The sequence below is a fragment of the Roseibium marinum genome (assembly GCF_002906165.1).
In the GTDB taxonomy this organism is placed as follows: domain Bacteria; phylum Pseudomonadota; class Alphaproteobacteria; order Rhizobiales; family Stappiaceae; genus Roseibium; species Roseibium marinum.
The window spans coordinates 21,083-44,188 of record NZ_PPCN01000014.1; the positions used below are offsets into that span (position 1 = coordinate 21,083).

General features: G+C 61.6%; 21 protein-coding genes. 8 read left to right on the forward strand and 13 right to left on the reverse strand.

Annotated features, from left to right (window positions below; all coding sequences use genetic code 11):
* Nucleotides 1–70 precede the first annotated feature (70 nt).
* The 8 genes from CLV41_RS23710 to CLV41_RS23745 all read right to left on the reverse strand — a co-directional run bounded on the left by CLV41_RS23710 (nucleotide 71) and on the right by CLV41_RS23745 (nucleotide 7,697).
* Nucleotides 71–361: an amphi-Trp domain-containing protein gene (locus CLV41_RS23710; protein WP_103224967.1), complete on the reverse strand. Its 291-nt coding sequence runs from the start codon at nucleotides 359–361 to the stop codon at nucleotides 71–73.
* Complete coding sequence (locus tag CLV41_RS23715) at nucleotides 358–1,695, reverse strand: metallophosphoesterase family protein (RefSeq protein WP_208987704.1); 1,338 nt, start codon at nucleotides 1,693–1,695, stop codon at nucleotides 358–360. The genes CLV41_RS23710 and CLV41_RS23715 overlap by 4 nt, the downstream gene beginning before the upstream one ends.
* 30 nt (nucleotides 1,696–1,725) lie before the next feature.
* Nucleotides 1,726–2,430, reverse strand: a complete 705-nt coding sequence (locus CLV41_RS23720) for a histidine phosphatase family protein (protein WP_103224969.1) — start codon at nucleotides 2,428–2,430, stop codon at nucleotides 1,726–1,728.
* A complete protein-coding gene (locus tag CLV41_RS23725) occupies nucleotides 2,427–3,527 on the reverse strand; it encodes an HprK-related kinase B (RefSeq protein ID WP_103224970.1) in 1,101 nt (366 codons plus the stop codon). The genes CLV41_RS23720 and CLV41_RS23725 overlap by 4 nt, the downstream gene beginning before the upstream one ends.
* The gene (locus CLV41_RS23730; protein WP_103224971.1) at nucleotides 3,524–4,414 is read right to left on the reverse strand and encodes a GAK system ATP-grasp enzyme; all 891 of its coding nucleotides are present in this window, start codon (nucleotides 4,412–4,414) and stop codon (nucleotides 3,524–3,526) included. Before CLV41_RS23730 ends, CLV41_RS23725 begins: the two co-directional genes overlap by 4 nt.
* Entirely contained in the window at nucleotides 4,407–6,041 is a 1,635-nt protein-coding gene (locus tag CLV41_RS23735; protein WP_103224972.1) for a phosphotransferase, read from the reverse strand. The genes CLV41_RS23730 and CLV41_RS23735 overlap by 8 nt, the downstream gene beginning before the upstream one ends.
* Nucleotides 6,034–6,534, reverse strand: coding sequence for an NUDIX domain-containing protein (locus CLV41_RS23740; protein WP_103224973.1), 501 nt, complete (start codon nucleotides 6,532–6,534; stop codon nucleotides 6,034–6,036). The genes CLV41_RS23735 and CLV41_RS23740 overlap by 8 nt, the downstream gene beginning before the upstream one ends.
* A 293-nt stretch (nucleotides 6,535–6,827) precedes the next feature.
* On the reverse strand, nucleotides 6,828–7,697 hold the full coding sequence (locus CLV41_RS23745; RefSeq protein WP_103224974.1) for a MurR/RpiR family transcriptional regulator: 870 nt from the start codon (nucleotides 7,695–7,697) through the stop codon (nucleotides 6,828–6,830).
* A 204-nt stretch (nucleotides 7,698–7,901) separates the two neighbouring features.
* Between CLV41_RS23745 and CLV41_RS23750 the strand changes: the two genes are divergently transcribed.
* The 7 genes from CLV41_RS23750 (at nucleotide 7,902) to CLV41_RS23780 (ending at nucleotide 16,376) form a co-directional block, all read left to right on the forward strand.
* Complete coding sequence (locus CLV41_RS23750; RefSeq protein WP_208987705.1) at nucleotides 7,902–8,699, forward strand: N-formylglutamate amidohydrolase; 798 nt, start codon at nucleotides 7,902–7,904, stop codon at nucleotides 8,697–8,699.
* Nucleotides 8,692–9,288, forward strand: coding sequence for a TRAP transporter small permease subunit (locus tag CLV41_RS23755; protein WP_103224975.1), 597 nt, complete (start codon nucleotides 8,692–8,694; stop codon nucleotides 9,286–9,288). Before CLV41_RS23750 ends, CLV41_RS23755 begins: the two co-directional genes overlap by 8 nt.
* Entirely contained in the window at nucleotides 9,288–10,628 is a 1,341-nt protein-coding gene (locus CLV41_RS23760; protein ID WP_103224976.1) for a TRAP transporter large permease, read from the forward strand. Before CLV41_RS23755 ends, CLV41_RS23760 begins: the two co-directional genes overlap by 1 nt.
* 118 nt (nucleotides 10,629–10,746) lie before the next feature.
* Nucleotides 10,747–11,796 carry a TRAP transporter substrate-binding protein gene (locus CLV41_RS23765; protein ID WP_103225047.1) on the forward strand — a complete coding sequence of 350 codons (1,050 nt, stop codon included), beginning with the start codon at nucleotides 10,747–10,749 and terminating at the stop codon, nucleotides 11,794–11,796.
* Between the two features lie 125 nt (nucleotides 11,797–11,921).
* Complete coding sequence (locus tag CLV41_RS23770) at nucleotides 11,922–13,289, forward strand: glutamine synthetase family protein (protein ID WP_103224977.1); 1,368 nt, start codon at nucleotides 11,922–11,924, stop codon at nucleotides 13,287–13,289.
* Nucleotides 13,290–13,515: 226 nt separating this feature from the next.
* Nucleotides 13,516–14,904, forward strand: a complete 1,389-nt coding sequence (locus CLV41_RS23775; RefSeq protein ID WP_103224978.1) for an aldehyde dehydrogenase family protein — start codon at nucleotides 13,516–13,518, stop codon at nucleotides 14,902–14,904.
* Between the two features lie 308 nt (nucleotides 14,905–15,212).
* Nucleotides 15,213–16,376, forward strand: a complete 1,164-nt coding sequence (locus tag CLV41_RS23780; RefSeq protein ID WP_103224979.1) for an iron-containing alcohol dehydrogenase — start codon at nucleotides 15,213–15,215, stop codon at nucleotides 16,374–16,376.
* A gap of 138 nt (nucleotides 16,377–16,514) precedes the next feature.
* On the opposite strand, the gene CLV41_RS23785 is transcribed toward CLV41_RS23780, so the two are convergent.
* Nucleotides 16,515–17,546 (reverse strand): helix-turn-helix domain-containing protein, encoded by a 1,032-nt coding sequence (locus CLV41_RS23785; protein WP_170107304.1) that lies wholly within the window; start codon nucleotides 17,544–17,546, stop codon nucleotides 16,515–16,517.
* Nucleotides 17,547–17,681: 135 nt separating this feature from the next.
* On the opposite strand from CLV41_RS23785, the gene CLV41_RS23790 reads away from it, so the two are divergent.
* Nucleotides 17,682–18,803 (forward strand): alpha/beta hydrolase family protein, encoded by a 1,122-nt coding sequence (locus tag CLV41_RS23790; RefSeq protein ID WP_103224981.1) that lies wholly within the window; start codon nucleotides 17,682–17,684, stop codon nucleotides 18,801–18,803.
* A gap of 120 nt (nucleotides 18,804–18,923) precedes the next feature.
* Here the strand turns inward: CLV41_RS23790 and CLV41_RS23795 are convergent, their stop codons facing one another.
* The 4 genes from CLV41_RS23795 to CLV41_RS23810 all read right to left on the reverse strand — a co-directional run bounded on the left by CLV41_RS23795 (nucleotide 18,924) and on the right by CLV41_RS23810 (nucleotide 22,942).
* Nucleotides 18,924–19,436 carry a hypothetical protein gene (locus CLV41_RS23795; RefSeq protein ID WP_103224982.1) on the reverse strand — a complete coding sequence of 171 codons (513 nt, stop codon included), beginning with the start codon at nucleotides 19,434–19,436 and terminating at the stop codon, nucleotides 18,924–18,926.
* Nucleotides 19,437–19,660: 224 nt separating this feature from the next.
* Nucleotides 19,661–21,202, reverse strand: coding sequence for a tripartite tricarboxylate transporter permease (locus CLV41_RS23800; protein WP_103224983.1), 1,542 nt, complete (start codon nucleotides 21,200–21,202; stop codon nucleotides 19,661–19,663).
* Between the two features lie 12 nt (nucleotides 21,203–21,214).
* On the reverse strand, nucleotides 21,215–21,646 hold the full coding sequence (locus CLV41_RS23805; protein ID WP_103224984.1) for a tripartite tricarboxylate transporter TctB family protein: 432 nt from the start codon (nucleotides 21,644–21,646) through the stop codon (nucleotides 21,215–21,217).
* A gap of 306 nt (nucleotides 21,647–21,952) precedes the next feature.
* On the reverse strand, nucleotides 21,953–22,942 hold the full coding sequence (locus tag CLV41_RS23810) for a Bug family tripartite tricarboxylate transporter substrate binding protein (protein WP_103225048.1): 990 nt from the start codon (nucleotides 22,940–22,942) through the stop codon (nucleotides 21,953–21,955).
* Nucleotides 22,943–23,106 lie beyond the last annotated feature (164 nt).

Here is a 23,106-nt window from a genome sequence, read left to right on the forward strand (position 1 = left end):
ACGCGGTTCCTCAGCATGAGGGAATTTGCTGCGGTAGTTCGGCAACCCAGATCGACGGTCAAGGCGTAACTCAGGTGGTAGGGGTTTTGCCGCCCTTTACCTTCAATTTGCCGCTGTCCGGCTTGTCCGAGCTGTCATTGGTCCAGGTGATGCGCAGGTCTAGGCGGGACTGGTCGTCCTCGGCGGTGGCCGTGACGCGCAGGTTCATCAGGCCCTTGGGTTCAAGGGTGATTTCGCCGGTATCGTCGCCGAACTGCAATTCACCCTTGGCGATGCCGCGCTTGACCGCGTCGAGCAGTTTCTGGATGGACTTCTTGTCCTGGAGGGACTGGTGCCGGAAGCGCCCTTTTCGTTCCATCATCGCGACAGCCCGTGTTGCTGGAGAAACCGCGCCGGATTGAAAAGTTTGGCGTGCGGGTAGTCGCGGCTGATGCCGAGAATATTGCCGTCGGGATAGATGATCGTCGCTCCGGTGCCGATGCCTTCCAGACCCTCGGTGCTTCTGGAGTGCCGGTCAAGGGTGATGTCCGCTTCCAGGTGCAGGAGGCCGTGTTTGGATTTCAGCTCCTGGCCGTTGTGCCGGTTGACGTGCCCCTGAACAAGAAGCTTGATCCCGGCGAGATGCAGCTCCTCGACACCGGTTTCCGTCAGCGGGTGGTCCACGTCCCGGTACTTGGTGCGCATCAGGTTCGCGACCGTCCCCGAATAGAACACGAACGGATCTTTTCGGCTTTCCTTCCTGAAACGCCGGTTGACATGGGCGACGCCCTTGCTGGAAATCTGCGCAGCCATGTGATCGTCGATACCGGCATGTACAAAGAGCAGCGAGCCGCTCTGATGGACGGCTTTCATGCACTGGAAAAACCAGGCGTAGCGTCCCGACGGTTCGACGAACAGCTCCCGGCATTTCAGGGCCGCCGCATAAAGCTGACGGATGGAGAGCCCGGATTCCGCCGCATGGTCGGCGAATTTTTCAGTCTTCCTTTTCAGGCGCCGCATTTCCTTGTCGATCGCGGCCTTGTTCATGTACTGGGCGGCCGCCCTGGGAAACTGCCTTGTCCATCTTTTTCCCGGTACCATCAGGTCCAGGCAGGCCGTCTCGTCAGGCAGGCCTGCCATCGCGGTTTCGGCGTCCACATAGCGCTCGAAAACCTCTTTGAGGAGTGGCATGACCTTCTTGCCCATGCGCACGAACATGTGGGCGTTGACAGACTTGCGCTTCACGGTCAGCGCCTCGAGGCCAAGATACAGCCGCAAGTCGTGATTGCCGGCCAGCAGAACCACATCCGCGCCGGATTTCATCAGCCAGGCGAGGCTGTCGAGCAGGTCGAGGTTGCTCGGGCCCTTGTCGAGACAATCGCCGCCGATGACGATCTGGCAGCTCCGGCCGAAGGGCGTGAGACTGAAATCGGTCAGGCCGTCACCGCCGCGCAGGATCGCCCTTGCGGCCACCAGGGAGCGCAGCAGGCTTTCGGCATCCGCATGAAGATCGGAAATGAACACCACCGGCTTTTCCGGCCAGTCCCAATGGCCGAGCGCATTGGTCCTGGCAAGGCTGGTGACCAGATCCGGAGCGCGGGAGGCGCCGGGCATCAAGCTGTCGTTCGGCCTGTCCAGCGGCCAGAGGATGCAACTTTCCGGAATGCCAAGATCGGCGTCATGCGCGATGCGCGGAAGAAGCGGGGTCAGGGGCATATCGATCCTCATCGTCTTGTGCCGTCCCATTCAGTCCATTGCGGTTTCCAGGGAGCGGCGCTGTTTCCATGCGCCGCAGTGATGTGACCAGGTGCCGTCCGCGCCGAATTTCAGAACGACGGGCTTTGCGTGATACATGCTCAAGCGCCGGATCTCTTCGAATTCCAGAACCCCCAGATGATGGGCGGCGTGGCGCAAGGCCGCGCCGTGACCGACAAAGATCCGCGCGTTCGCACCGGGATGCCGTTCATCGGGTTCGCCGAGCTTTTCCCTGAGAAAAGCAGCCACCCGTTCACCCGCCTCCATCAGGCTTTCGGCTCCCTGGACCGGCAGCTTGTAGTGGCTGTCCGATTTCCAGTCGCCGGGCGGCGGCGCGTGACGGGGATCGTCCGCCAGGACCTGTTCGATCTCAGCGAGGGTCAGATTGGCCAGGGCGCCGACGCCGCGCTCCGCGAGCGCCTCGTCTTCGCTCACGCTGAGGGTCAGTCCTGATGCCTCCGAAAGGGACTGGCACATCAGGGTGGCCGTTTGCCATGCGCGCTGCTGCCGTGAGGAAAAGACTTCCGGGGAGAGCCGCCAGCCTTGGTCCTCGGCCATTCGGGCGAGTTCACGACCGGCGTCCAGAGCCTGCTGCTTTCCGGATTCCGTCAGGCCATAGGGCTGCAGGGCGCTCGGCGTCTCCGGTTTCTGGCGGTAGTCGCCATGGCGCAGCAAAATGGCGTAGCGGGTGGTCATGACGAACTTCCCAGCAGGTGAGCGCCCTCGTCGAAGAGGGCATCGAAATCGATCTGTCCGGTGACCTCCCAGACCTGAATGCCGGCAAGGGCCTCCAGATAGGCCGTCGTGTCCATCGGCGACCGGTCGCTCCAGAAGGATCCGTCCGGTAACTGGTAGAACGGCCCGGGGCTCTTCATGATGGCGGACAGGAGATCGGCTCGATCCTTAAGGTCCGCCTTTTTCACGTTCGTTGGCTCGTCACTGTCACGCGACCAGTTCAGGACCCAGAAATCGGTCAGCCCGGCTTCATGGGCGATGCGGCCGGGACCGTAGATGTCCTCGATGAAGAGGTCGTATTTTTCTTCAACGTGCCAGAGTTCATCCGGTTCCATGTTGCGCAGCTCTTCCTCGCGCTCCTCGTCGAGAATGCCGGCAAGCCGTGCGTTGGAGACGATCGTGCCGGGATTGATCCGTGGCAGCTTGGGAATTCCGAGCGCGTCCGTCCGGCTGTCCTTGTTCCTGACCAGCAGACGGTCGTTGGTGACATACTGGGTGCCGGCGATTTCCATCAGCCGCAGCATGGTGGTGGATTTGCCGCCGCCGGAAAGACCGGAAATGCCAAGCCCCCTGGTGGCGGTTTTCACCGCGGCCGCATGGCAGGCCACCCAACCCTCGCGCTGAAAGTGATTGAGGATCTGGGTGTTGACGAAATTGACCACCTGGTTGGGATGATCTGCGGTCGGGCCGAAGGCGACCGCCCAGCCGGGCGATTGCAGGAACTGGATGCCGGTGCGCACCTTGAAAATCATGCGGCCGCCAGCCAGATCGCAGATGGCGTCCTTGCGGCCGGTCTTGCCGGGCTCCCTGGCCCAATCGCGATAGTCGATAGTGAAAGGGAGTTCGACCTCGCCAAGCACATGGACGGTCAGGTCCGGCTCGTCCGGGGCGGAAATCACGTGCTGGAAATAGCGCAGCAGCTCTGCCAGCAGCGTTTCCGATACGCAGCGGATTTCGACGACAAGGTCGCCGACCGTGAGGCAGACCGGGTCGCAGAGCCGGGTTTCCCGCGCCGGTGCAAGCGCATCGACGATATCCTGAACGCCGATCCTGCTCATGCCGAAACCCCCGCGATCACATGGTCGGCGTAGAGCGTGGCGGCGTCGATGGACGCGCCTTCGAGCGCACCTTTGAAACCACCGAAGGCCGAGACCTCGAAAATGACCGGACCGTCACCGGTGAGCCCCACGTCCACGGTCGTGAAATCCAGTTCGAAGGGCGCCTGCGCGCGGCGGGCCAGATCGATCAGATCGTCATCCGGGGTGTAGGGCTCGTATTTGCCGCCGTGCAGGATCGTTGTGTTCCAGCTGCCGGTCTGCGCGACCCGTGCGTAGGTTCCCAGATAGTCGCCGCCCAGGAACACCATGCCGAGATCCCGGCCGGAGAGATTGACCTTCTTCTGCAGATACATCACCGGGTTTTCCACCTTGAAATCAGCGATTTTTTTCCTGAGAACCGCTTCGCCCTCGTCAGCATCCATCAAGGTCATGCCGCGCGCCTTGGTCGAAAACAGCGGCTTGAAGACAGCTCCGCCGAAGCGCTGAACCGCGGCGCAGGCTGCATCGATGTTTTCGGTCACGCAGGTTGCCGGCATCGCAATGCCCGCATTGGCAAGGGTTACCGTGCAGCTCAGCCGGTTGACCAGACCCAGAATGGACCGGGTCCTTGAGAAGATCCTGACACCGCAGGCCTCGGCGAACCGGAGCATCTCCAGCCGGTCCAGCGTCGCCGGGCTGTATTCCTGGCTGATCTTCTTGATGACGAGGCCGTCCAGGCCGCACAGGTTCTGGCCGTTTGCCACAAGCGCCCGGTTTTCCAGATCGAGGACGGCATCGGCCATGTCGACCACGCAACGGAATCCGGTCCGTGCCTCCAGCGCATCCGCCAGAACCTCGGTGGACCACTTGCCGGGAATGCCGACGACGCCGATTTTCAGATCAGTCAACAAAGATCTCCTTCATCTGAAGCCGGAACCCGGCTTCTCCGCCGGGCGGGCAGGCGACGGCCTGTTCGATCAGGTAGCGTGCCCGCAGCCACATGCGCCGGGCGTGGGATTTATCGAAAATGAACCGGGTCGAACTCGCGAAGGAACGGGCAAGGCCAAGAGCCAGCCGGTATTCGAACGTCTCGTCGCCTTGTTTGCGCGCGAATGCGCGGGCCGACTTGAAGAAAGACTGGGAGACATTCATGATCCGCTGCCTGGTTTCCAGGTCGAGGACCTGAAGGCGGTAGTTCGAGACCATGAAAACCGACACGTCCTGCACATAATCCATGTATCGCGAACGGTGCAGGTCGATGAAATGGATCCGCTTCTCGCCCGGATCGAAGATGATGTTGTCGACGTTGAAATCGCCATGGATATAGACGGAGAAGGGCGCCGGCACTTTCGCCTCGCGGGCAGCGGCCTCGGCGATGAGCGCGTCGAAAGAGGGGAGGACCTCACCTGCAAACCGTATTCTGGTGTCCTTGAATTCCGGATGCACCCGGCGCACCGACCCCAGTCTCTTGGCGAGTTGCTGCATGCTGCCGAGTTCGGCCGGCTCGCTGGTCCTGGTCTGTTTCCAGATGTCCTTCAAGGTGGCGGCAAGGCAGGCGAGCGCGGTTTCGCAGAGCGTATCGGATTCACTGAGCACGATATGTTCGAAAGTCAGGCCCGGCAGATGTTCAATCAGGAGCGCCGCCGACTGATCGCGCTTGCGGTAGGAGAGGATTTTCGGGGCAAGGCCGGGATAGATCGAGTGCCAGCTCTTCACGCCCTGGCGCTCCTCCTTGACCTTGCTTTTTTCCCCGTCCTTGAAGACGGCGGCCACGGCTTGCGTCTTCCCGTGCCTGATCGCCGATATGGAACTGCCCGAGCGGGTTTCGGCGATGGTCTCGACCTTGAGGTCGCCGCCATTGCCTTCCATGTCCGACATCAGGCTTTGAAGGGCGAAATAGCGCTCGAAATTGACCGCCTGACCGATATTCGCCGAAATTACGGCCTCGCTGATGGATTTCAGGGATTCGCCCATGCGCTGGAACTCGCTGGCAACCAGCAGGCTGTTGGCGATGTCAGCTGGAAGGACGTCGGGATTGCGCATCTCCCTTGTGTAGATCCTGAAGAGTTTCCGGTAGTCGGTCTCGATCTTGTCCTGTAGCTGGCCAATGCCGATGGCCCGCTCGCTGTCGTTCTTGAAAAAGGCTTCCTCGATCCTGGCGACACCTTGGCGGACCCGCTGCACAATCGCCGGATAGCGTGCCGGAACCAGTGTTTCGAATGACTCGATCCGTTCGACATGGCGCAGGGACTGGCGTGCCAGATTGGCGAGGCGTTGCAGATCGGTCGCGATGAACTCCAGGCTGCGCAGGGTGAGATGCGCCCGGTTGTCCTTGCCGGTTGCGGCCAACCGCCGGACACAGGCCGCGTGAATGCGGGTCTTCAGATTATGCGCGTATCCGGCCCGGTCCATGATCCGGCGCGCGGTCGCCACTGTCGGTTCCGCAAAGAAAGCTTCCAGCTGACCCAGTTGGCCATCAATCTCCGCGCACAGAAAATGGAGATTTTCCCGGATCGGTTTCGGTAAATTAGTCATTATAGGGTCCGAGATAGACTTCGAGACCTCGCGTACAGCCAAGTGAAAACAGTTTTGTGACATAGGCCGGACGAAGTTGTTGAGCGTTTTCAGCCAATATCCACCGTGTTCCGGTCTGGTGAGGGTCCGGATGGCTGCCGAGGACGGGCGTGTAATCTTCAGGAACGCTGCACGCGAAGACAAAATCGAGCTGATGCTGACGCTCCCGCTCGCCGGTCTTCAACCGGTAGACCTCCGCGACATGCAGGAGGCCTTCAACCGTCACAGCCGCGCCGACCTCTTCCAGGCATTCGCGCTTCAGGCACTCGGTGAGGGTCTCGCCGGGGTCCTGTTTGCCGCCGGGAAGCGTGAAATAAAGCCCCTTGTCCGGATGGCGTTTTTCCTGGACCAGCAAGCTGTCGCCGCGAAGGATGAACGCGCGCGGGGTCGAGCGGATGAGGGGGCGAAACTCGGGGCAGGGACGGTTTTGTGTCTGAATTGCTCTTGGCTCCATTCCCGGGGCCACATGACCCAAAAAGCGTCCCAATGGTGGGTTCGCCCGGTCCTCGAGTATAGGTGAGTCGCCCATGTGCGGCTAAACAATAGCCTGCTGCGGCTAAACAATAGCCTGCCGGGGACCAGGTTCAGAATAGACACCATCGATCGATTGAAGCGGCAGGCGCCGCACCTGACGGCAATACCTGATGGGAGGGGGCCCGGCTCAAGGCCGGGACGGCACTAGTACAGTTTAACGCCGCAATGCCGGAAATGGCTGTGGCAAGATCTGCGGCCTGAGCCTTCCGGGTCTCAGATGTCAGGCCCTGTTCGCCGGCCTTCGGTCGAAGGGTCGATTTCGTTGCGCAACTTTTCCAGGGCGCGCATGCGTTCCTGGGCGCGTTCCTGGTTCTCGCGGGTGACGCCCGCGATCAGAACTTCGGCAATCGCCATGAGGGCCAGGGAGGAGTCCCACGGGGACGGCACGGCAACGCGGGCGGGCAGGACATAGCTTGCGATCCGGCCGACCGGCGACATCCAGCTGTCGGTGATCAGCGCCACCGTCGCGCCCTGTTTGGCGGCGGCTTCGGCGAATTGAATGATCTCGGCCTGGTACCGGCGGATGTCGAACACCACGACGACGTCCCTGGAGCCGATGCCGATGAGCTGGTCCAGCCAGTTGCCCTGCTGGCCGGCGACATGGCTGACGTTGGACCTTACGATCCTCAGATGCGCCGCCATGTAACGGGCAAGACCGTCGGTGAACCGGCCGCCGATCAGATGAATGGTCTTGCGTTCGTCCGACAGCAGCCGGATGAGGCCGGTCAGTTCGCCTTTGGGCAGATGAGCGAAGGTCTCGCGCACATTTTCCACAAGCTGGCCCACATGCGGGTCGCCGTCCCCGTCCCCGGCCATGTGCGCGCTTCTTGCCAGTGGCGAATTGAGCTGGTTTTCCAACTCGCCGCGCAGCTTTTTCTGGAACTCCGCAAAGCCCGGATATCCCAGCCTGCCGATGAAGCGCAGGATGGTCGGTGAACTGACCCCCGCCGCTTCGGCGAACTGGGCGACCGTACCCAGGCCCTGCATCGGATAATTCGCCAGAAGCGCATGGGCCGCCTTCTTTTCCGTCGCGGTGAATTCGTCCAGACGGTCGCGGATTTCTTCCAGAAGCGGGCGTTCCATGGCGGTGGGCCTTTTGGATCAACGGAAATTCAATCGAAATCGACTGGATGCCCAAAGTTGATCGATTTAAGAATGTTCTGCGGCGTTGAATTTCATTTGACAGCGGCTGCAATCTACGTATCAAATATTACAGAACTTGGCTTAGTCGGCAATACTGTAATAAATGTTACAAACGTGCCGGTTTGATTTTTCAGGGAGTTTTGTATGGGAGCGAGCCCCCAGGTGGACGGCATGTCCCGGGCTGTCTCGGTCGAAAATGCGGAGGGAACCGGTCCCTTCGTGTTCGTGTGCGACCATGCTTCCAACTTCCTGCCGTCGCCTTACGACCAGTCTCTCGGTATCACGCAAGCAGACAAGAGCGCCCATATCGCCTGGGACCCCGGCGCGCTCGGCGTTGCCAGGGGGCTTTCGCGGGCGCTCGACGCACCGCTGGTCCACAGCACGGTCTCCCGTCTGATTATCGACTGCAATCGGGAAGAGACCCGGCCGGACCTGATCCCCTGCCTGAGTGAAACCACGCAGATCGCGGGCAACAGAGACTTGCCGGCGTCCGAGATAGCGTTTCGGCTGAATCTGGCGCACCGACCGTTTCACAAGGCGGTCGACAAGGTCATCAATCGGCGTCTCGAGCGTGGATTGCCGACAGCCGTGGTGTCTATCCATTCCTTCACGCCGGTCTACAAGGGAAAAATCAGACCCTGGGAGATCGGCCTGATTTCCGACACGGACCGCAGCCTCGCGGATCCGGTGCTTTGCGAGCTGAGGGCGAGAGGCGATCTGACCGTCGGCGACAATGAACCCTATGCGCCTGCCGATGGCGTCTATTACACCATCCGCCGTCACGGCGAGGACCGAAAGCTGCCGTGCCTGATGATCGAGATCCGCAACGATGAAGTGAAGACGGCGGAGGAAGAGATCCGCTGGTCGGAGATGCTCGCGCCGATGCTTGCACATGCGGTCGAGGCGAAACTCGACAGCGCAAAGGGGAGTGCCCATGCTTAAGGCCGCGCGCTGTTACATTCATGCGGTCGACGGCTTTAACCGGGGCCTTGGCAAGATCATCATGTGGGGCATCTTCGTGATGGCCGCCATCCTGCTCTGGTCGTCCGTTTCCAAGACGTTTTTCAACCCTTCGCTCTGGACGCTGGAAGTCGCCCAGTTCGCCATGGTCACCTATTACGTTCTTGGGGGCCCCTATTCGGTTCAACTCGGCTCCAACGTTCGTATGGACCTGTTCTATGCGGAGTGGAGCGTGAAGAAAAAAGCCTGGTTCGATGCTTTTACCGTGTTGCTGCTGATGTTCTATCTCGGTGTGCTGCTTTACGGCGCGCTGAATTCGACCGCCTATTCGCTCGGCTATTTCGGCAAGGAACCCTTCGCGTTCTATTGGGATCTCATCACCGCGTTCGTGACCGGCGGTCCGGAAGCGGCCGGCGAGAAACTCGGGTATATCGAACGCAGTCCGACCGCCTGGCGGCCGTATCTGTGGCCGGTCAAATTCGTCATGGTTTTCGGTTTCTTCCTGATGCTGCTGCAGGCGCTTTCGGAGTTCCTGAAGGATGTCGTCGTGCTTCGGGGAGAGACGGTCTGATGTCCTATGAGATGATCGCCATTCTCATGTTCTCGTCGATGATGCTGATGCTTCTGACGGGGCAGCGCGTCTTCGGCGCAATCGGCGGTATCGCGGCCATCGCGGCTCTGGCCCTGTGGGGCACCGGCGGCGGCGACATTCCGTTTTCGGCCGCGATGAAGCTGATGAAGTGGTATCCGCTGCTCACCCTGCCGATGTTTATCTTCATGGGGTACATCCTGTCGGAAACGAAGATCGCCGACGATCTCTACAAGATGTTCCATGTCTGGATGGGGCCGGTAAACGGCGGACTGGCCATCGGCACGATCCTGCTGATGGTGCTGATTTCCGCCATGAACGGACTTTCGGTGGCCGGCATGGCGATCGGCGCCACCATCGCGCTGCCCGAACTGCTGAAACGAAAATACGACAAGCGCATGGTCACGGGGGTGATCCAGGCCGGGTCGTCCCTGGGCATCCTGGTGCCTCCCTCCGTGGTGCTGGTGCTTTATGCGATGATCGCGCGCGCGCCCGTCGGCCAGCTCTGGCTCGCCGGTGTGGTGCCCGGCCTGATGATGGCGGCCATGTTCATCGTCTATATCGCCGTCCGCTGCAGGATGAACCCGGAACTGGGCCCGGCGCTGAGCGAAGACGAGCGGCAGGCCTCGAAAGGCGAGAGATACCAGCTGCTGCTGGCCGGTATTCTGCCGATCGCGATCTTCGCGACGATGATGGTGCCCTTCGTCAACGGCTGGACGAGCCTGGTGGAGAGTTCCGCCATCGGCGCACTCACCGCGCTGCTTGCCGCCGTCGTGCGCCGCCGCATGACGCTGGACATCCTGATCCGGTGCATGAAGAACACGCTCGGCATTTCGTGCATGTTCATGTGGATCATCCTGGCGGCGCTCGGGTTCGGCGCGGTGTTCGACGGGCTGGGCGCGGTCAAGGCAATCGAGAGCCTGTTCACCGAACAGCTCGGCCTGTCGCCGTGGATGATCCTCATCCTGATGCAGCTGTCCTTCCTGGTGATGGGAACCTTTCTCGACGACACGGCCATGCTGGTGATCGTCGCGCCGCTCTATGTGCCGCTGGTCGCCACGCTGGATCTCGGCATGCCCGCGGGCGACGTGCTGATCTGGTACGGCGTGCTCTACACGATCACGACACAGATCGCCTATATGACGCCGCCTTTCGGCTACAATCTCTTTTTGATGCGGGCGATGGCGCCCCCGGACATTTCCATGCGCGACATCTACGGCTCGATCACGCCGTTCGTCATGGTGATGATCGGGGCGCTGGCGCTGGTAATGGCATTCCCGCAAATCGCACTCTGGCTGCCGGACACGATCTACGGCAAATAGGCCCGATATGGGGATAATAAAAACAACATCCGGAAGAAACGGAGTTGAATGGCAGCCGGATCAGAACCGTAAATCGGCCGGATTGCCACAGTAGTTGAATGAACAAGGGGAACTGACGATGACCAACAGACGTGATTTCTTGAAAAAGGCCGGTGTCGGCACTGTTGCCGCCGCGGGCGCCACCACTCTCGCGGCTCCGGCCGTTCACGGGCAATCGCCGATCAAATGGCGCCTGCAGACCTACGCGGGCCCGGCCCTGGCCGAGCATGTGATCAAGCCGCATATCGATGCCTTCAACAAGGCGGCGAACGGCGAGATGGTAATCGAGCTTTACACCGCCGATCAGCTGGTTCCGACCGGTGAACTGTTCCGGGCGATGCAGCAGGGCACCATCGACGCCGTGCAGTCCGACGACGACAGCATGGCGTCTCCGACGGAAGTCACCGTCTTCGGCGGCTACTTCCCGTTCGCTTCCCGCTATTCCCTCGACGTGCCGGTGCTGTTCAACCAGTACGGCCTGAAGGAGATCTGGGAAGAGGAATACGCCAAGGTCGGCGTCAAGCACATCTCCGCCGGTTCGTGGGATCCGTGCCACTTCGCCACCAAGGACCCGATCCGCTCGCTGAAGGATCTTGAAGGCAAGCGCGTCTTCACCTTCCCGACCGCCGGCCGTTTCATGAGCCAGTTCGGTGTCGTGCCGGTCACGCTGCCGTGGGAAGATATCGAGGTTGCCGTCCAGACCGGCGAACTCGACGGCATTGCTTGGTCCGGCATCACCGAGGATTACACCGTCGGCTGGGCGGATGTGACCAACTACTTCCTGACCAACAATATCTCCGGCGCATGGGCAGGCTCCTTCTTCGCCAATCAGGAACGCTGGAACGAACTGCCGGATCACCTGAAGACCATGCTGCAGCTCGCCATGGATGCGTCGCATTATTATCGCCAGTGGTGGTACTGGGGCGGCGAAGCCAACCTGCGCGTCAACGGCACCAAGATGGAACTGACCACCATTCCCGATGCCGAGTGGGAAACGGTTGAAGGTGCCGCGATGGCCTTCTGGGACGAGATCGCCGCGGAGTCGCCGGTCAAGGCGAAGGTCGTCGAGATCTTCAAGAAGTACAATCAGGACATGAAGAAGGCCGGACGGCCTTATCGTTACAGCTGATACAGGCCCGGGCATGCCGCCACCCATAGGCCGGCATGACCGCACTTACCGGTCCGGAGCCTTGAGCTCCGGACCGGCTTTTCGGATTTTATAGACACAAGACCCGCCCAACACGGACTCAAGAAATGCCAGGCAACCTGACCTTCGATGCGCTGAAATCCCTCGTTTCCTCGGGCGAAATCGATACGGTGCTGACCTGTATCGTCGATATGCAGGGGCGGCTGATGGGCAAGCGGTTTCATGCCCGGCATTTTGTCGACAGCGCCTATAACGAGACCCATTGCTGCAACTACCTGCTGGCGACCGATCTTGAGATGTACACGGTCGAAGGCTACGCGGCGACGAGCTGGTCGGGCGGCTACGGCGACTATGTGATGAAGCCGGATCTGGCCACGCTGCGGCTGGTGCCGTGGCTGGAAGGAACGGCCATGGTGATCTGCGATGTGCAGGATCATCATACACACAAGGACGTGCCTCATTCTCCGCGAGCCATGCTGAAGGCCCAGGTTGCCCGCATGGACGCGCTCGGCCTGACGCCGGTCATGGCGACCGAACTGGAGTTCTTCCTGTTCGAGAAAAGCTACGACGACATGCGTAAGGGCGGCTTCCGCGACCTGGAGCCGATCTCGGGCTATAACGAGGATTACCATATCCTGCAGACCACAAAGGAAGAGGACATCATGCGCCCGGTGCGCAACTGTCTCTTCGACGCAGGCATTCCGGTGGAGAACACCAAGGGCGAGGCGGAGGCAGGCCAGGAAGAGCTCAACATCAAATACGCGCCGGCCCTGGACACGGCCGAATATCACAGCATCGCCAAACATGCGGTAAAGGAAATCGCCTGGGCCAAGGGGCGCTCCGCGTCGTTCCTGGCAAAATGGCGCCACGACAAGGTCGGGTCCTCCTCGCATGTGCACCAGTCGCTGTTCGACAAGGACGGCAACAACGTCTTCTGTGACGCCAAAGGCGAACACGGCATGTCGGAGACGATGCGCCACTACCTTGCCGGGCTGATCAAATACGCGCCCGACTACACCTATTTCCTGGCGCCCTACATCAACAGCTACAAGCGCTTCCAGAAGGGAACCTTCGCCCCGACAAAAACCGTCTGGTCCGTCGACAACCGCACCGCCGGTTTCCGCCTGTGCGGCGAGGGTACCAAGGGGCTCCGGATCGAATGCCGCATCGGCGGCTCGGATCTCAATCCCTATCTTGCGCTTGCCGTCCAGATCGCCGCCGGCCTGAAGGGGATTGAAGAAAAACTGCCGCTCGATCCGCCGGCGACCGGCGATGTCTACGAGGCCAGGCGCGCGAAGGAAATCCCGCAGACCCTGCGCGAGGCACGCGAGACCCTGCGTAAATCGAAATTCCTGCGCGAGACCTTTTCCGATCAGGTGATCGATCACTACGCGCGCGCCGCCGAATGGGAAATCGAGGAATTCGACCGGGCGGTCACGGATTATGAAATCGCCCGGGGTTTCGAGCGGGCGTAAGGGACGAAACAGGAGGCGGCCAGTTCTGTTCGGCCTCATCCTGAGGAGGGCCGCAAGCCCGTCTCGAAGGATGGGCGGCACGGTACGGAGCAAGTGGCCCGTCCTTCGAGACAGCGCTACCGCGCTTCCTCAGGATGAGGCGCGGTTGCAGCCGGCTTAAACGACCGGACGGGCCAACCACTTTCAACAAAGCCGCACGGGAAGATGCGGTTATGAGAGGTTCAAAATGTCAGATGTAATCAAGCTCATCTCCCCCATTGACGGATCGGTCTATGCCGAACGGCCGGCTCTGGACGAGACGGCGGTCGAGAAGACCGTTTCGGTTGCAAAGGCTGCCCAGGCCGACTGGGCGGCTCTGCCGGTTGCCGAACGGGTGGCCTATTGCCTCAAGGCGCTCGAAGCACTGAAGGCGATGAATGACGAGGTCGTCCCGGAACTGGCCTGGCAGATGGGCCGGCCGGTGCGTTATGGCGGCGAACTGGGCGGCACCATCGAGCGCACCGAATATTGCGCGCGGACCGCCGCTGACGCTTTGGCGGATATAGAGCGCACCGACAAGCCGGGCTTCAAGCGCTATCTGAAACGCGTGCCGCTCGGCGTCGTCATGGTCATCGCGCCGTGGAATTATCCGTTCATGACGGCGATCAACACCATCATGCCGGCGCTGATGGCGGGCAACGCGATCCTGCTCAAGCACGCGGCGCAGACACTGCTGGTCGGCGAACGCCTTGCAAAGGCCTTCGAGATCGCCGGTCTGCCGAAAGGCGTCTTCCAGAACATTGTCCTGACCCATGGCGGCACCGAAAAGCTGCTCGGCTCGGGGGTGATCGATCATGTCAACTTCACCGGGTCCGTCGGTGGCGGCCGCGCCATCGAAAAGGCTCTGGCCGGCACCTTCGCCACGCTCGGTCTCGAGCTTGGTGGCAAGGATCCGGCCTATGTCCGCGCGGATGCCGATCTCGACTATGCGATCGGCAACCTTGTGGACGGGGCTTTCTTCAATTCCGGCCAGTGCTGCTGCGGTATCGAGCGCGTCTATGTGCATGAAAGCCTGTTCGACCGGTTCGTCGACGGCTTTGTCGATCTGACCAGCCAGTACAAGCTCGGCAACCCGCTGGACGAAGCCACGACGCTCGGTCCCATGGCTCAGGCGCGCTTTGCCGCCTGGGTGCGCGAACAGACGCAGGAAGCGCTGCGCAAGGGCGCGAAGGCGCATATCGACCTGTCGAAATTTTCCGCGGACAAGGACGGTACACCCTACCTTGCGCCGCAGGTGCTGACCGACGTCAATCACCAGATGTCGGTGATGCGCGAGGAAAGCTTCGGCCCGGTGGTCGGCATCATGAAGGTCAAGGATGACGAGGAAGCGCTGCAGCTCATGAACGACAGCCCCTATGGCCTGACAGCGTCGATCTGGACGGAGGATGTCGATGCCGCCGCGCAGATCGGTGACAGGGTCGAGACCGGCACGGTGTTCATGAACCGCTGCGACTATCTCGATCCGGCCCTGGTGTGGACCGGCGTCAAGGATACCGGCAAGGGCGCCGCGCTGTCGGAGATCGGCTTCCACAATCTGACCCGGCCGAAATCCTTCCACTTCCGCGTTGAGCATTGAGGCGGAACGGACGAACGACCGGGCAAGTCCTATTCTGTGGCGGCACTTGTTGCTGAAGCATTCGGGCTTGCTCCATTCTCCCCCCTTGAGGGGGAGATGTCTCCATCAGGAGACAGAGGGGGGTATCAGCCTCCCGATACATTGAGGTCCGGAATATGACGCACTGCCATTCCCCCTCTGTCCGTTTCACGGACATCTCCCCCTCAAGGGGGGAGAGGGGTGCCTGATGCAGCGCTTCAAAGATCGGCGAACGCCTGCAGCGCAGGTGAGACTTTAGACAACCAGAGCTTCAAACCCACGAGACACACATGAGCGCACTTCCTTCCGTCAACTGGTCCTACCCCACATCTGTCCGCTTCGGTGCGGGACGCATCAAGGAGCTGCCGGAAGCGGTCAGGGCCGCGGGCATGGCCAATCCGCTGCTGGTGACCGATCCGGGGCTTGCCGCCCTGCCGATGGTCGCGGAGGCGATTGCGAGCCTTGAAGCAGCGGGCCTCAGGGCCGCGGTCTTTTCAGACGTCAAACCGAACCCGGTCGACAGCAATATTTCCGCCGGGGTCGCGGCCTATAAGGCCGGCAGCCATGACGGCGTGATCGCCTTCGGAGGCGGCTCGGGGCTCGACGCCGGCAAGCTGATCGCCTTCATGTCCGGGCAGATCCGGCCGATCTGGGATTTCGAGGATATCGGCGACTGGTGGACCCGTGCCGATCCGGCCGGCATCGCGCCGATCGTCGCCGTCCCGACCACGGCAGGCACGGGTTCGGAAGTCGGAAGGGCAGGGGTCGTCACCAACGAGGCGACCCACACCAAGAAGGTGATCTTCCATCCGAAGATGCTGCCCGCGATCGTCATCTGCGATCCGCAACTTACGGTCGGGATGCCGCGCTTCATCACGGTCGGCACCGGCATGGATGCGCTGGCCCATTGCCTGGAGGCCTATTCGGCGCCGATGTATCACCCGATGTCGGAAGGCATCGCGCTGGAGGGGATCCGCCTTGTGCTGGAAAACCTCCCCAAGGTTGTCGCCGATGGCGCCGACCTGGAAGCGCGCGGGCACCTGATGAGTGCGGCCGCCATGGGCGCCGTCGCCTTCCAGAAGGGCCTTGGCGCGATCCATTCGCTCTCCCATCCGGTCGGGGCGCTTTACGACACCCATCACGGCATGACCAACGCGGTGTTCATGCCCTATGTGCTGCAGTTCAACAGGTCGGCCATCGAAGACAAGTTCGTGCGTCTGGCCGGGTTCCTCGGCATTGCCGGCGGCTATCAGGGCGTGCTGGAGACCGTCCTGAAATTGCGCGAGGACCTCGGCGTGCCGCATACGCTGGCCGGTCTCAACGTGGACGACGCCAAGCGCGACCTGATCGCCGAAATGGCCATTGTCGATCCGACTGCCGGAGGCAATCCGGTGCCGCTGACGAAGGATGGTGCCCTGGAGATCTTCGACAAGGCGCAAAGCGGAACGGTCTGACTGCCGAAACAGCTGCCATCAACGGTCCCGGCCAAGCCGTGCTTGAGCCGGGACCGCCTTTCGTAGAGCATTGATCCCGGCGGGAGCAGTTGAGGGCGGAACTTTGTTCGGGTCCGGTCCTTCAACAAGGCTCTGACTTCAAGATGCAGGTTCGGCCTTTTGCCGGGCCGACTTCCGCCACGCGTCCGGGCTTTGTCCGGTGACCCGCTGGAACTCCCTGTTGAAATTCGACTTTGTCGCAAAGCCGGACTCGAACATCGCCGTGGTTATGGTGGTGTTTTCCTCGGCAAGTATCCGGCGGACTTCGCCGATCCGGAAATCATTCACATAGCGGGAGACGTTCCCGCCGGTCACCCGGTTGATGACGCTTGAAACTTGTCGTGCGGGCAGTCCGGTCCGCCTCGCCAGCTTTGCGAGATTGAGGTTTTCGTCCCTGTAGAGCTTGTGATCCCGCATCAGGGCATCGACGCGCGCAATCACGTCGGCATCCCGTGCGGTCGGGTCGGCTTGCGCGCTGTCCGGAACGGTCTCGCCTTCCTTGTCCGCCCGGCTGCGCGCGGCCACTGAAGCCGCAAGTCCGATCAGCAGCAACGTAAAGAGATGCGCGTTGCTGACAAGGATCAGCGCGTTTTGCCCGCTGGTCCACTGGAAGTCCAGCAGGATCAGGATATCGAACAGAGCGGAAAGAAAGAGGCAGGCGGCAGCAAGGATCATCGCACGATAGGCGGACCCGGCGCTTTCCAGCCGGGCCAGATCGAGGCCGTCCGGACCGGAATGGGCGAGCTTCACAAGCGCCAGCGCATATCCGGCGAAGAGCACGATGATCGCGGCATCGACCAGTATCGGCTGAACAAGCAGAAGAATGAAGATGGCAAACGCGGCGGACGGCGCGGCGGCAAGCCGGATGCGGCTGGTTTGAGAATGATCCACCAGTCCCCGGAAGCATTCGTAGATAAGCGGCGGAAGCGCGACCGCCAGGACGGGAAGGACGAAGCGCAGCTCGGCGATGCCATAGCCCCAGCGCAGTCCGACGATTGTGGACTGGATCGCGCACAGGCCGATCAGCATCAGGAACGGCTTCGTCGACAAGGCGCCATTGCTGCGCAGCAGATAGAGGAAAAGCAACCACAGCAACAGGGCGAAGACGAAAGGCAGAGGGACGAATATCAAGACAATTGACCTGACGCGCTGGTGAGAGGCGCGTCCTCGATCGCGTTTCAGGATGACTGGATCGCGATTCAGGACGCCCTTTTTGAAACCGTTAGCAAAAGTGTCCGCAGTTCACCACCACCTGCGGGAGATGTCATGAAAGCCAAAATCATTTTCGGTTCCCCGGTCCTGGTTCTGGTCCTGGCCATGGGACTGGTCGTTCAGTCCAATGCCGGAGACCAAGCCTACGACCGGGCGGACCAAGAGCCCGGAGAAGGCATCGGCATCAGGGAGATAAAGGTCGCGTCGCCGGCGCGCGGCAGGGACCTTGACGTAACGGTCTGGTATCCGGCCAGCGCTTCCGGTCAAGTGGTCCTGGCCGGCGCGGACAGGATTTTCGAGGGTACGGAAGCATACGCGGACGCGCCGGTCAGGCCGGGGGCCTATCCGCTGATCGTCTTTTCGCACGGGTCGGGCGCATCCATTCACAAGATGAGCTGGCTCGCCACGAGGCTCGCCGAAAAAGGGTTTATCGTCGCCGGTCCCAACCATCCGGGGACGACAAGCGGGGATTCCACACCGGAGGATACCCCGAAACTCTGGCAGCGCACCGATGACCTTTCAAACGTGATTTCGGCTCTGCTATCCGAGGCACCCTGGCGTTCTGCGATCGCGGCGGACAAGATCGGTGTGCTCGGGTTCTCGCTCGGAGGAGCGGCGGCGCTGGAACTCGCCGGGGCGCGCGCGGATCTCGATGCCTATATCCGCTATTGCGACACCTATCCGGACATGGCGGATTGCGTGTGGTTTGCCGGCGGCCGAGGCTACCGGAACCGCGAAGCCATCGATGTAGACAAATTCGACCTGCGCTCGGTCGACAAGGAGCGTTTCGAGCAGTCCAATCTCGATCCTCGTATCAGGGCCGCCGTGCTCGTCGACCCGTCCCTTGCCCTGGCCTTCGATGAAGCAAGCGTCGCGAATATCCGCAGTGCCCTGCATTTCATCAATCTGGGCGATCCGGACACCGTGCCGATCTCGGTCAAGGCTGACGGTCTTGCCGGACGCGCTCCTGATGTGACCCATAGCTGGATAATGGATGCGGTGCATTTCAGTTTCATGCCAACATGCGCAGACGGCGCCGCCGCATTCATGAGATCCATCGGCGAGCCCGACGCATTGTGTACCGACGGCGGTCTTCGGTCGCGCGCCGATATTCACGCGGAGTTGGAACGAGACATCGCAGAAGCCTTCGAGCGGATGCTGGGTCCGCGCGACTGACGCGTCCGCCATTCATCCGCGTGCCGATTGGATGTGAGGCGATTTTCACGGCACGGGACCCCCGCCTGCCATCGTCGCGGACGGGTGTCCCGATTTGCCGTTCCCGGGTGCTCAAGGCGATCAGGCGCTTTGCTGACGCTCAATCAGCTTGAGAACCGCGACCAGCGCGATGCCATAGAGCACGTGGCCGACCAGCGCGACCCAGGCGATGCCGCTGAAGTTCAAAAAGAACGGCAGGCCGGCGACCGTCGTGATGCCGCCAATGGCAAAGATCCACAGGCCGAAACCATAGATTGCCGATGGCAGCAGCCAGTGCGTCTTGCCGATGAGGCGTTGCCAGAGCGGTGCGAAGATGAACATCCAGCCGATGGGATAACCGATCAGGCCGACGACGTAGAAGTGGACGAAATAGCCCGCGAAATCGTTGTTGGGCAGGCCCAGGCTGCCGAGCAGGCTGCGGGCGAGTCCGTGCGGGGACAGGCTGGCGAACCCGAGCGCCGGACTGAGAACCTGTCCCCACAAGTCAAAGGCGATGGTGGCGAAGAAGCCGGAAATGAACATCAGGCCAAGAGTGTTGAAATTGACTGCCGGAATGCTGCTCGCCAGCCGAACTTCGGAAGGGGGCGTATTCATGACTGCGTCTCCTTTTCAGGGAGTGAATTTTGTAGCAGCCGATACGTGGGATAGATCGCGATCACTTTGAAATAAAATTGGAGCCGGGACGGGTGACAAGTTTGTGAGAAAGGGGTGATCGGTCAACTGGGAAACGCTTTGCGGGGCCTCGCTTGACCCGTGACCTCGATCAACAGCCCTCCAATCGAAACCAATTGGAGGCTGTTGATCCAGTTGTACCGCCTTCAATCGATCGTCGCGCCTTCCTCGTCCCTGGCCATGTGGCGAATGCGGGCTTTGACGACCTTGCCGAAGATGATCGGCAGGAGGAAGCCGATGACGGCGAGGGTCCACAGACCGATCGACAGCGGGCTGTCGATCAGCGCGAACCAGTCGCCGTTATCGATGGTGATCGCGCGGCGGAGATTGTTTTCCATGGCGTTGCCGAGCAGGGTTCCCAGAATGATCGGCACCAGCGGCACGTCGAGCTTGCGCAGTACCCAGCCCAGAACGCCGAAACCGACCATCACCACAAGGTCGAATGACGATCCGGATATGCCGTAGATCCCGACGAAACTGACCATCGCCACGATGGGCATCAGGATGCGCGGCGGGATCAGCAGGACACGGGTGAAGAGGCCGATCATCGGGATGTTCATCAGAAGCAGCATGAAGTTGGCGATAAAGAGCGCCGCGATCAGGCCCCAGACGACGTCCGGCTGCTGGGTAAAGAGCAGCGGGCCGGGCGTGATGTTGAGGGAAAGAAGAACAGCCAGCAGGACGGCGGTGGTGCCGGAGCCTGGAACGCCGAGAGCAAGCATGGGCACCAGGGCCCCGCCCGCCGCCGCATTGTTCCCGGCTTCGGGAGCCGCGACACCGCGCGGATCGCCCGTGCCGAAGGTACCTTCCTTGTCGACCAGTTTCTTTTCGAACGTATAGGCGATGAACGAGCCGAGCGAGGCGCCCGCGCCCGGCAGCACGCCGGCGAGAAAGCCGAGGAAACTCGAGCGCAACATGGTCGGGGTGCAGGACTTGAGCAGGGACCAGCTCGGCATCAGGCGGCCGACAGTGACCTTGTGGCCGCTCGCGTCCGCGTTGCCGTGCCGGTGTTCCAGAAACAGGAAGACCTCGGACAGGGCGAAGAGGCCGACAATCGCCACCAGGAAGTCGATGCCGTCATAAAGATGCACTTCGCCGAAGGTGAAGCGCGGCACGCCGGTCTGCGTATCGACGCCGACGGTGGCAAGGCCGATGCCGAGGGCGGCGGCAAAGGCCGTCTTGGCCTGGTTGGTGGAGGCGACGCCGCCAAGGGTGGCGAAGGCCAGGGTGAAGAGGGCGAAATATTCCGCGGGACCGAACAGCAGGGCGATCTTGACGAGCTGCGGCGCCAGCAGGATGAGGCCCCATGTCGCCAGAAAGGCGCCGACGAAGGACGCGATGCCGGACAGCGACAGGGCCTCGCCAGCGCGGCCGTTTTTGGCCATCGGATAGCCGTCGAGGCAGGTCATCATCGCCGGTTCGTCACCGGGGATGTTGAGCAGGATCGACGAGATGCGGCCGCCGTACATGGCGCCGTAATAGACCGAGGTCAGAAGGATCAGCGACGGGGTTGCCCCGAGCCCGAGCGTGAAGGCCAGCGGGATCAGGATGGCAACGCCGTTGGAGGGGCCGAGGCCGGGCAGGGCGCCCATCATGGTGCCGAGAAAACAGCCGAGAAAGGCCAGCAGCAGGTTCTGCCAGGTGAGGGCGATGACGAAGCCGTCGGCCAGAGAAGACAGGGTTTCCATGGAAGCGCTCCGTTAAAAGCCGAGGGGGCCACGGGCCAGCGAGAGGCCGAGGACAAGGTGGAAGACCGCATAGATGCCGAGCGATGTCAGGCAGCCGGAAACGAGCGAGGACACCGGAGTGGTGCCGAGGCGCCAGGTCAGATAGGTGGCGGCGAGCGCGGTGGCGATGACGAAGCCCAGTTCCGGCAGCAGGATCGCGTAGAGGACCATCACCAGGATCGCGGCGCCGACTTCCATCAGGCGCGGTAGCGCGGGCCAGTTCGGCGCCGCGTCGGGCTTGAAAAAAATCACCAGAGACGACAGGCCCAGAACCGCCGCGATGATCAGGGGAAAGGCTTTCGGGCCGACGGCGTCGGACAGGAAGCTTTCTTCGATAACAAGTGCGGCCCAGGCATATCCCAGCGCGAGGATCAGCCCGACCGCGCCAAAAATGCGGTCGCTCATGGTTACTTTCCTAACGGCGGTCCCAGCCGGGGTGCGGCGGACGCCTGAAACGGGATGTAAGATTACAAGGCACTTCGACGGTGCCCTTGAAATGACCGGCAAGCAACACTGCCATCCTCATGCGGGGGGAAGGCCGCAGGTCCGTTTCGAAGCACGGGTGGCACATTCACGATGCGCGGTCCGTCATTCGAGGCTGCGCGCCGCTTTGGACCCCAAAACGAGGAGACGTCCGTGGATGGGCAATGCCGGGAAAAGAGCGGGGGCACATGAAATGCGCCCCCGCCCGTGAGATCGATGGGGCGATTGTTATTTTATGATGCCGATCTCTTTGGAAATTTTCTGGATCTGGGCGACAGAGTTCGCGACGAACTTCTGAAATTCCTCGCCCTGCAGATCGAGCGGCGCCATACCGTTGGCGGCCATCACGCCCTTCCACTGATCGCTGGCATAGAGATCGGCGATCATGCTGACCCAGGCGTTATAGGCATCGTCGGACATGTGTCCGGGTGCGTAGAAACCGCGCCAGTTTGCGCCGATGGCGTCGATGCCCTGTTCCTTCGCGGTTGGGAAGACATCGAATTCACCGGGAAGACGCTCCGGCGCCAGAACAGCGATCACCTTGATGTCGCCGCTGTCGACGAAGCCCTTGGCTTCGGAGATATCGCCGGTGAAGGCCTGGACCGAACCGGCCAGAAGCTGGGTGACCGCTTCGCCGCCGCCATCGAAGGCGATGTACTTGACGGAGCGCACGTCGTCGATGCCGTAGGCGTTGGCCGCGATCAGAACTTTCAGGTGATCCCAGCCGCCGACGGCGGAACCGCCAGCAACGGAAATGGAGGTCGGGTCTGACTTGATCCGGTCGAGCAGTTCGGGCAGCGTGTTGATCGGGCTGTCGGCGGCAACCGCGATCACGCCGTAATCGGCGCCCACGGAGGCGACCCAGCGGACCTGGTCCATGGTGTTGCCCGGATAGGCGCCCTGGGCCAGACGGGTTGCGGTTGCCGAAGAGGCCGCCACGATCAGGTCGTTGTCGTCATCGCGCTTGTTGACGACTTCGGCAAAGGCGACACCGCCGCCGCCGCCGGCCAGGTTCACTACCTGCATCGTCGTGTCGAGCAGCTTCTGGTCCTGCAGGGACTTGCCGACCTGACGGCAGGTGAAGTCCCAGCCGCCGCCCGGGTTGGCCGGTGCGATGCATTCCGGATTCTCCGGTTTGAAGTCGGCCGCGGATACGCCGAATGCCGACGCGCCAAGAAAGGCCGCCGCCAGGAGAAGGCGGGTCGAATTGAATGCCATGTTGTGTGTCCTCCACATGAGCCAGGCTTTTGGATTGCCCTTGATATCCGCGAGACCGCGCAAGCGGGTCCTCCCCACGGATGTTGACCAAGCCTAGCGCCGAACCCTGTCACCAACCTGTCATTTGGGGCGGCGTCGCTTGCATGGGGCGAAAAGCCGGGGCA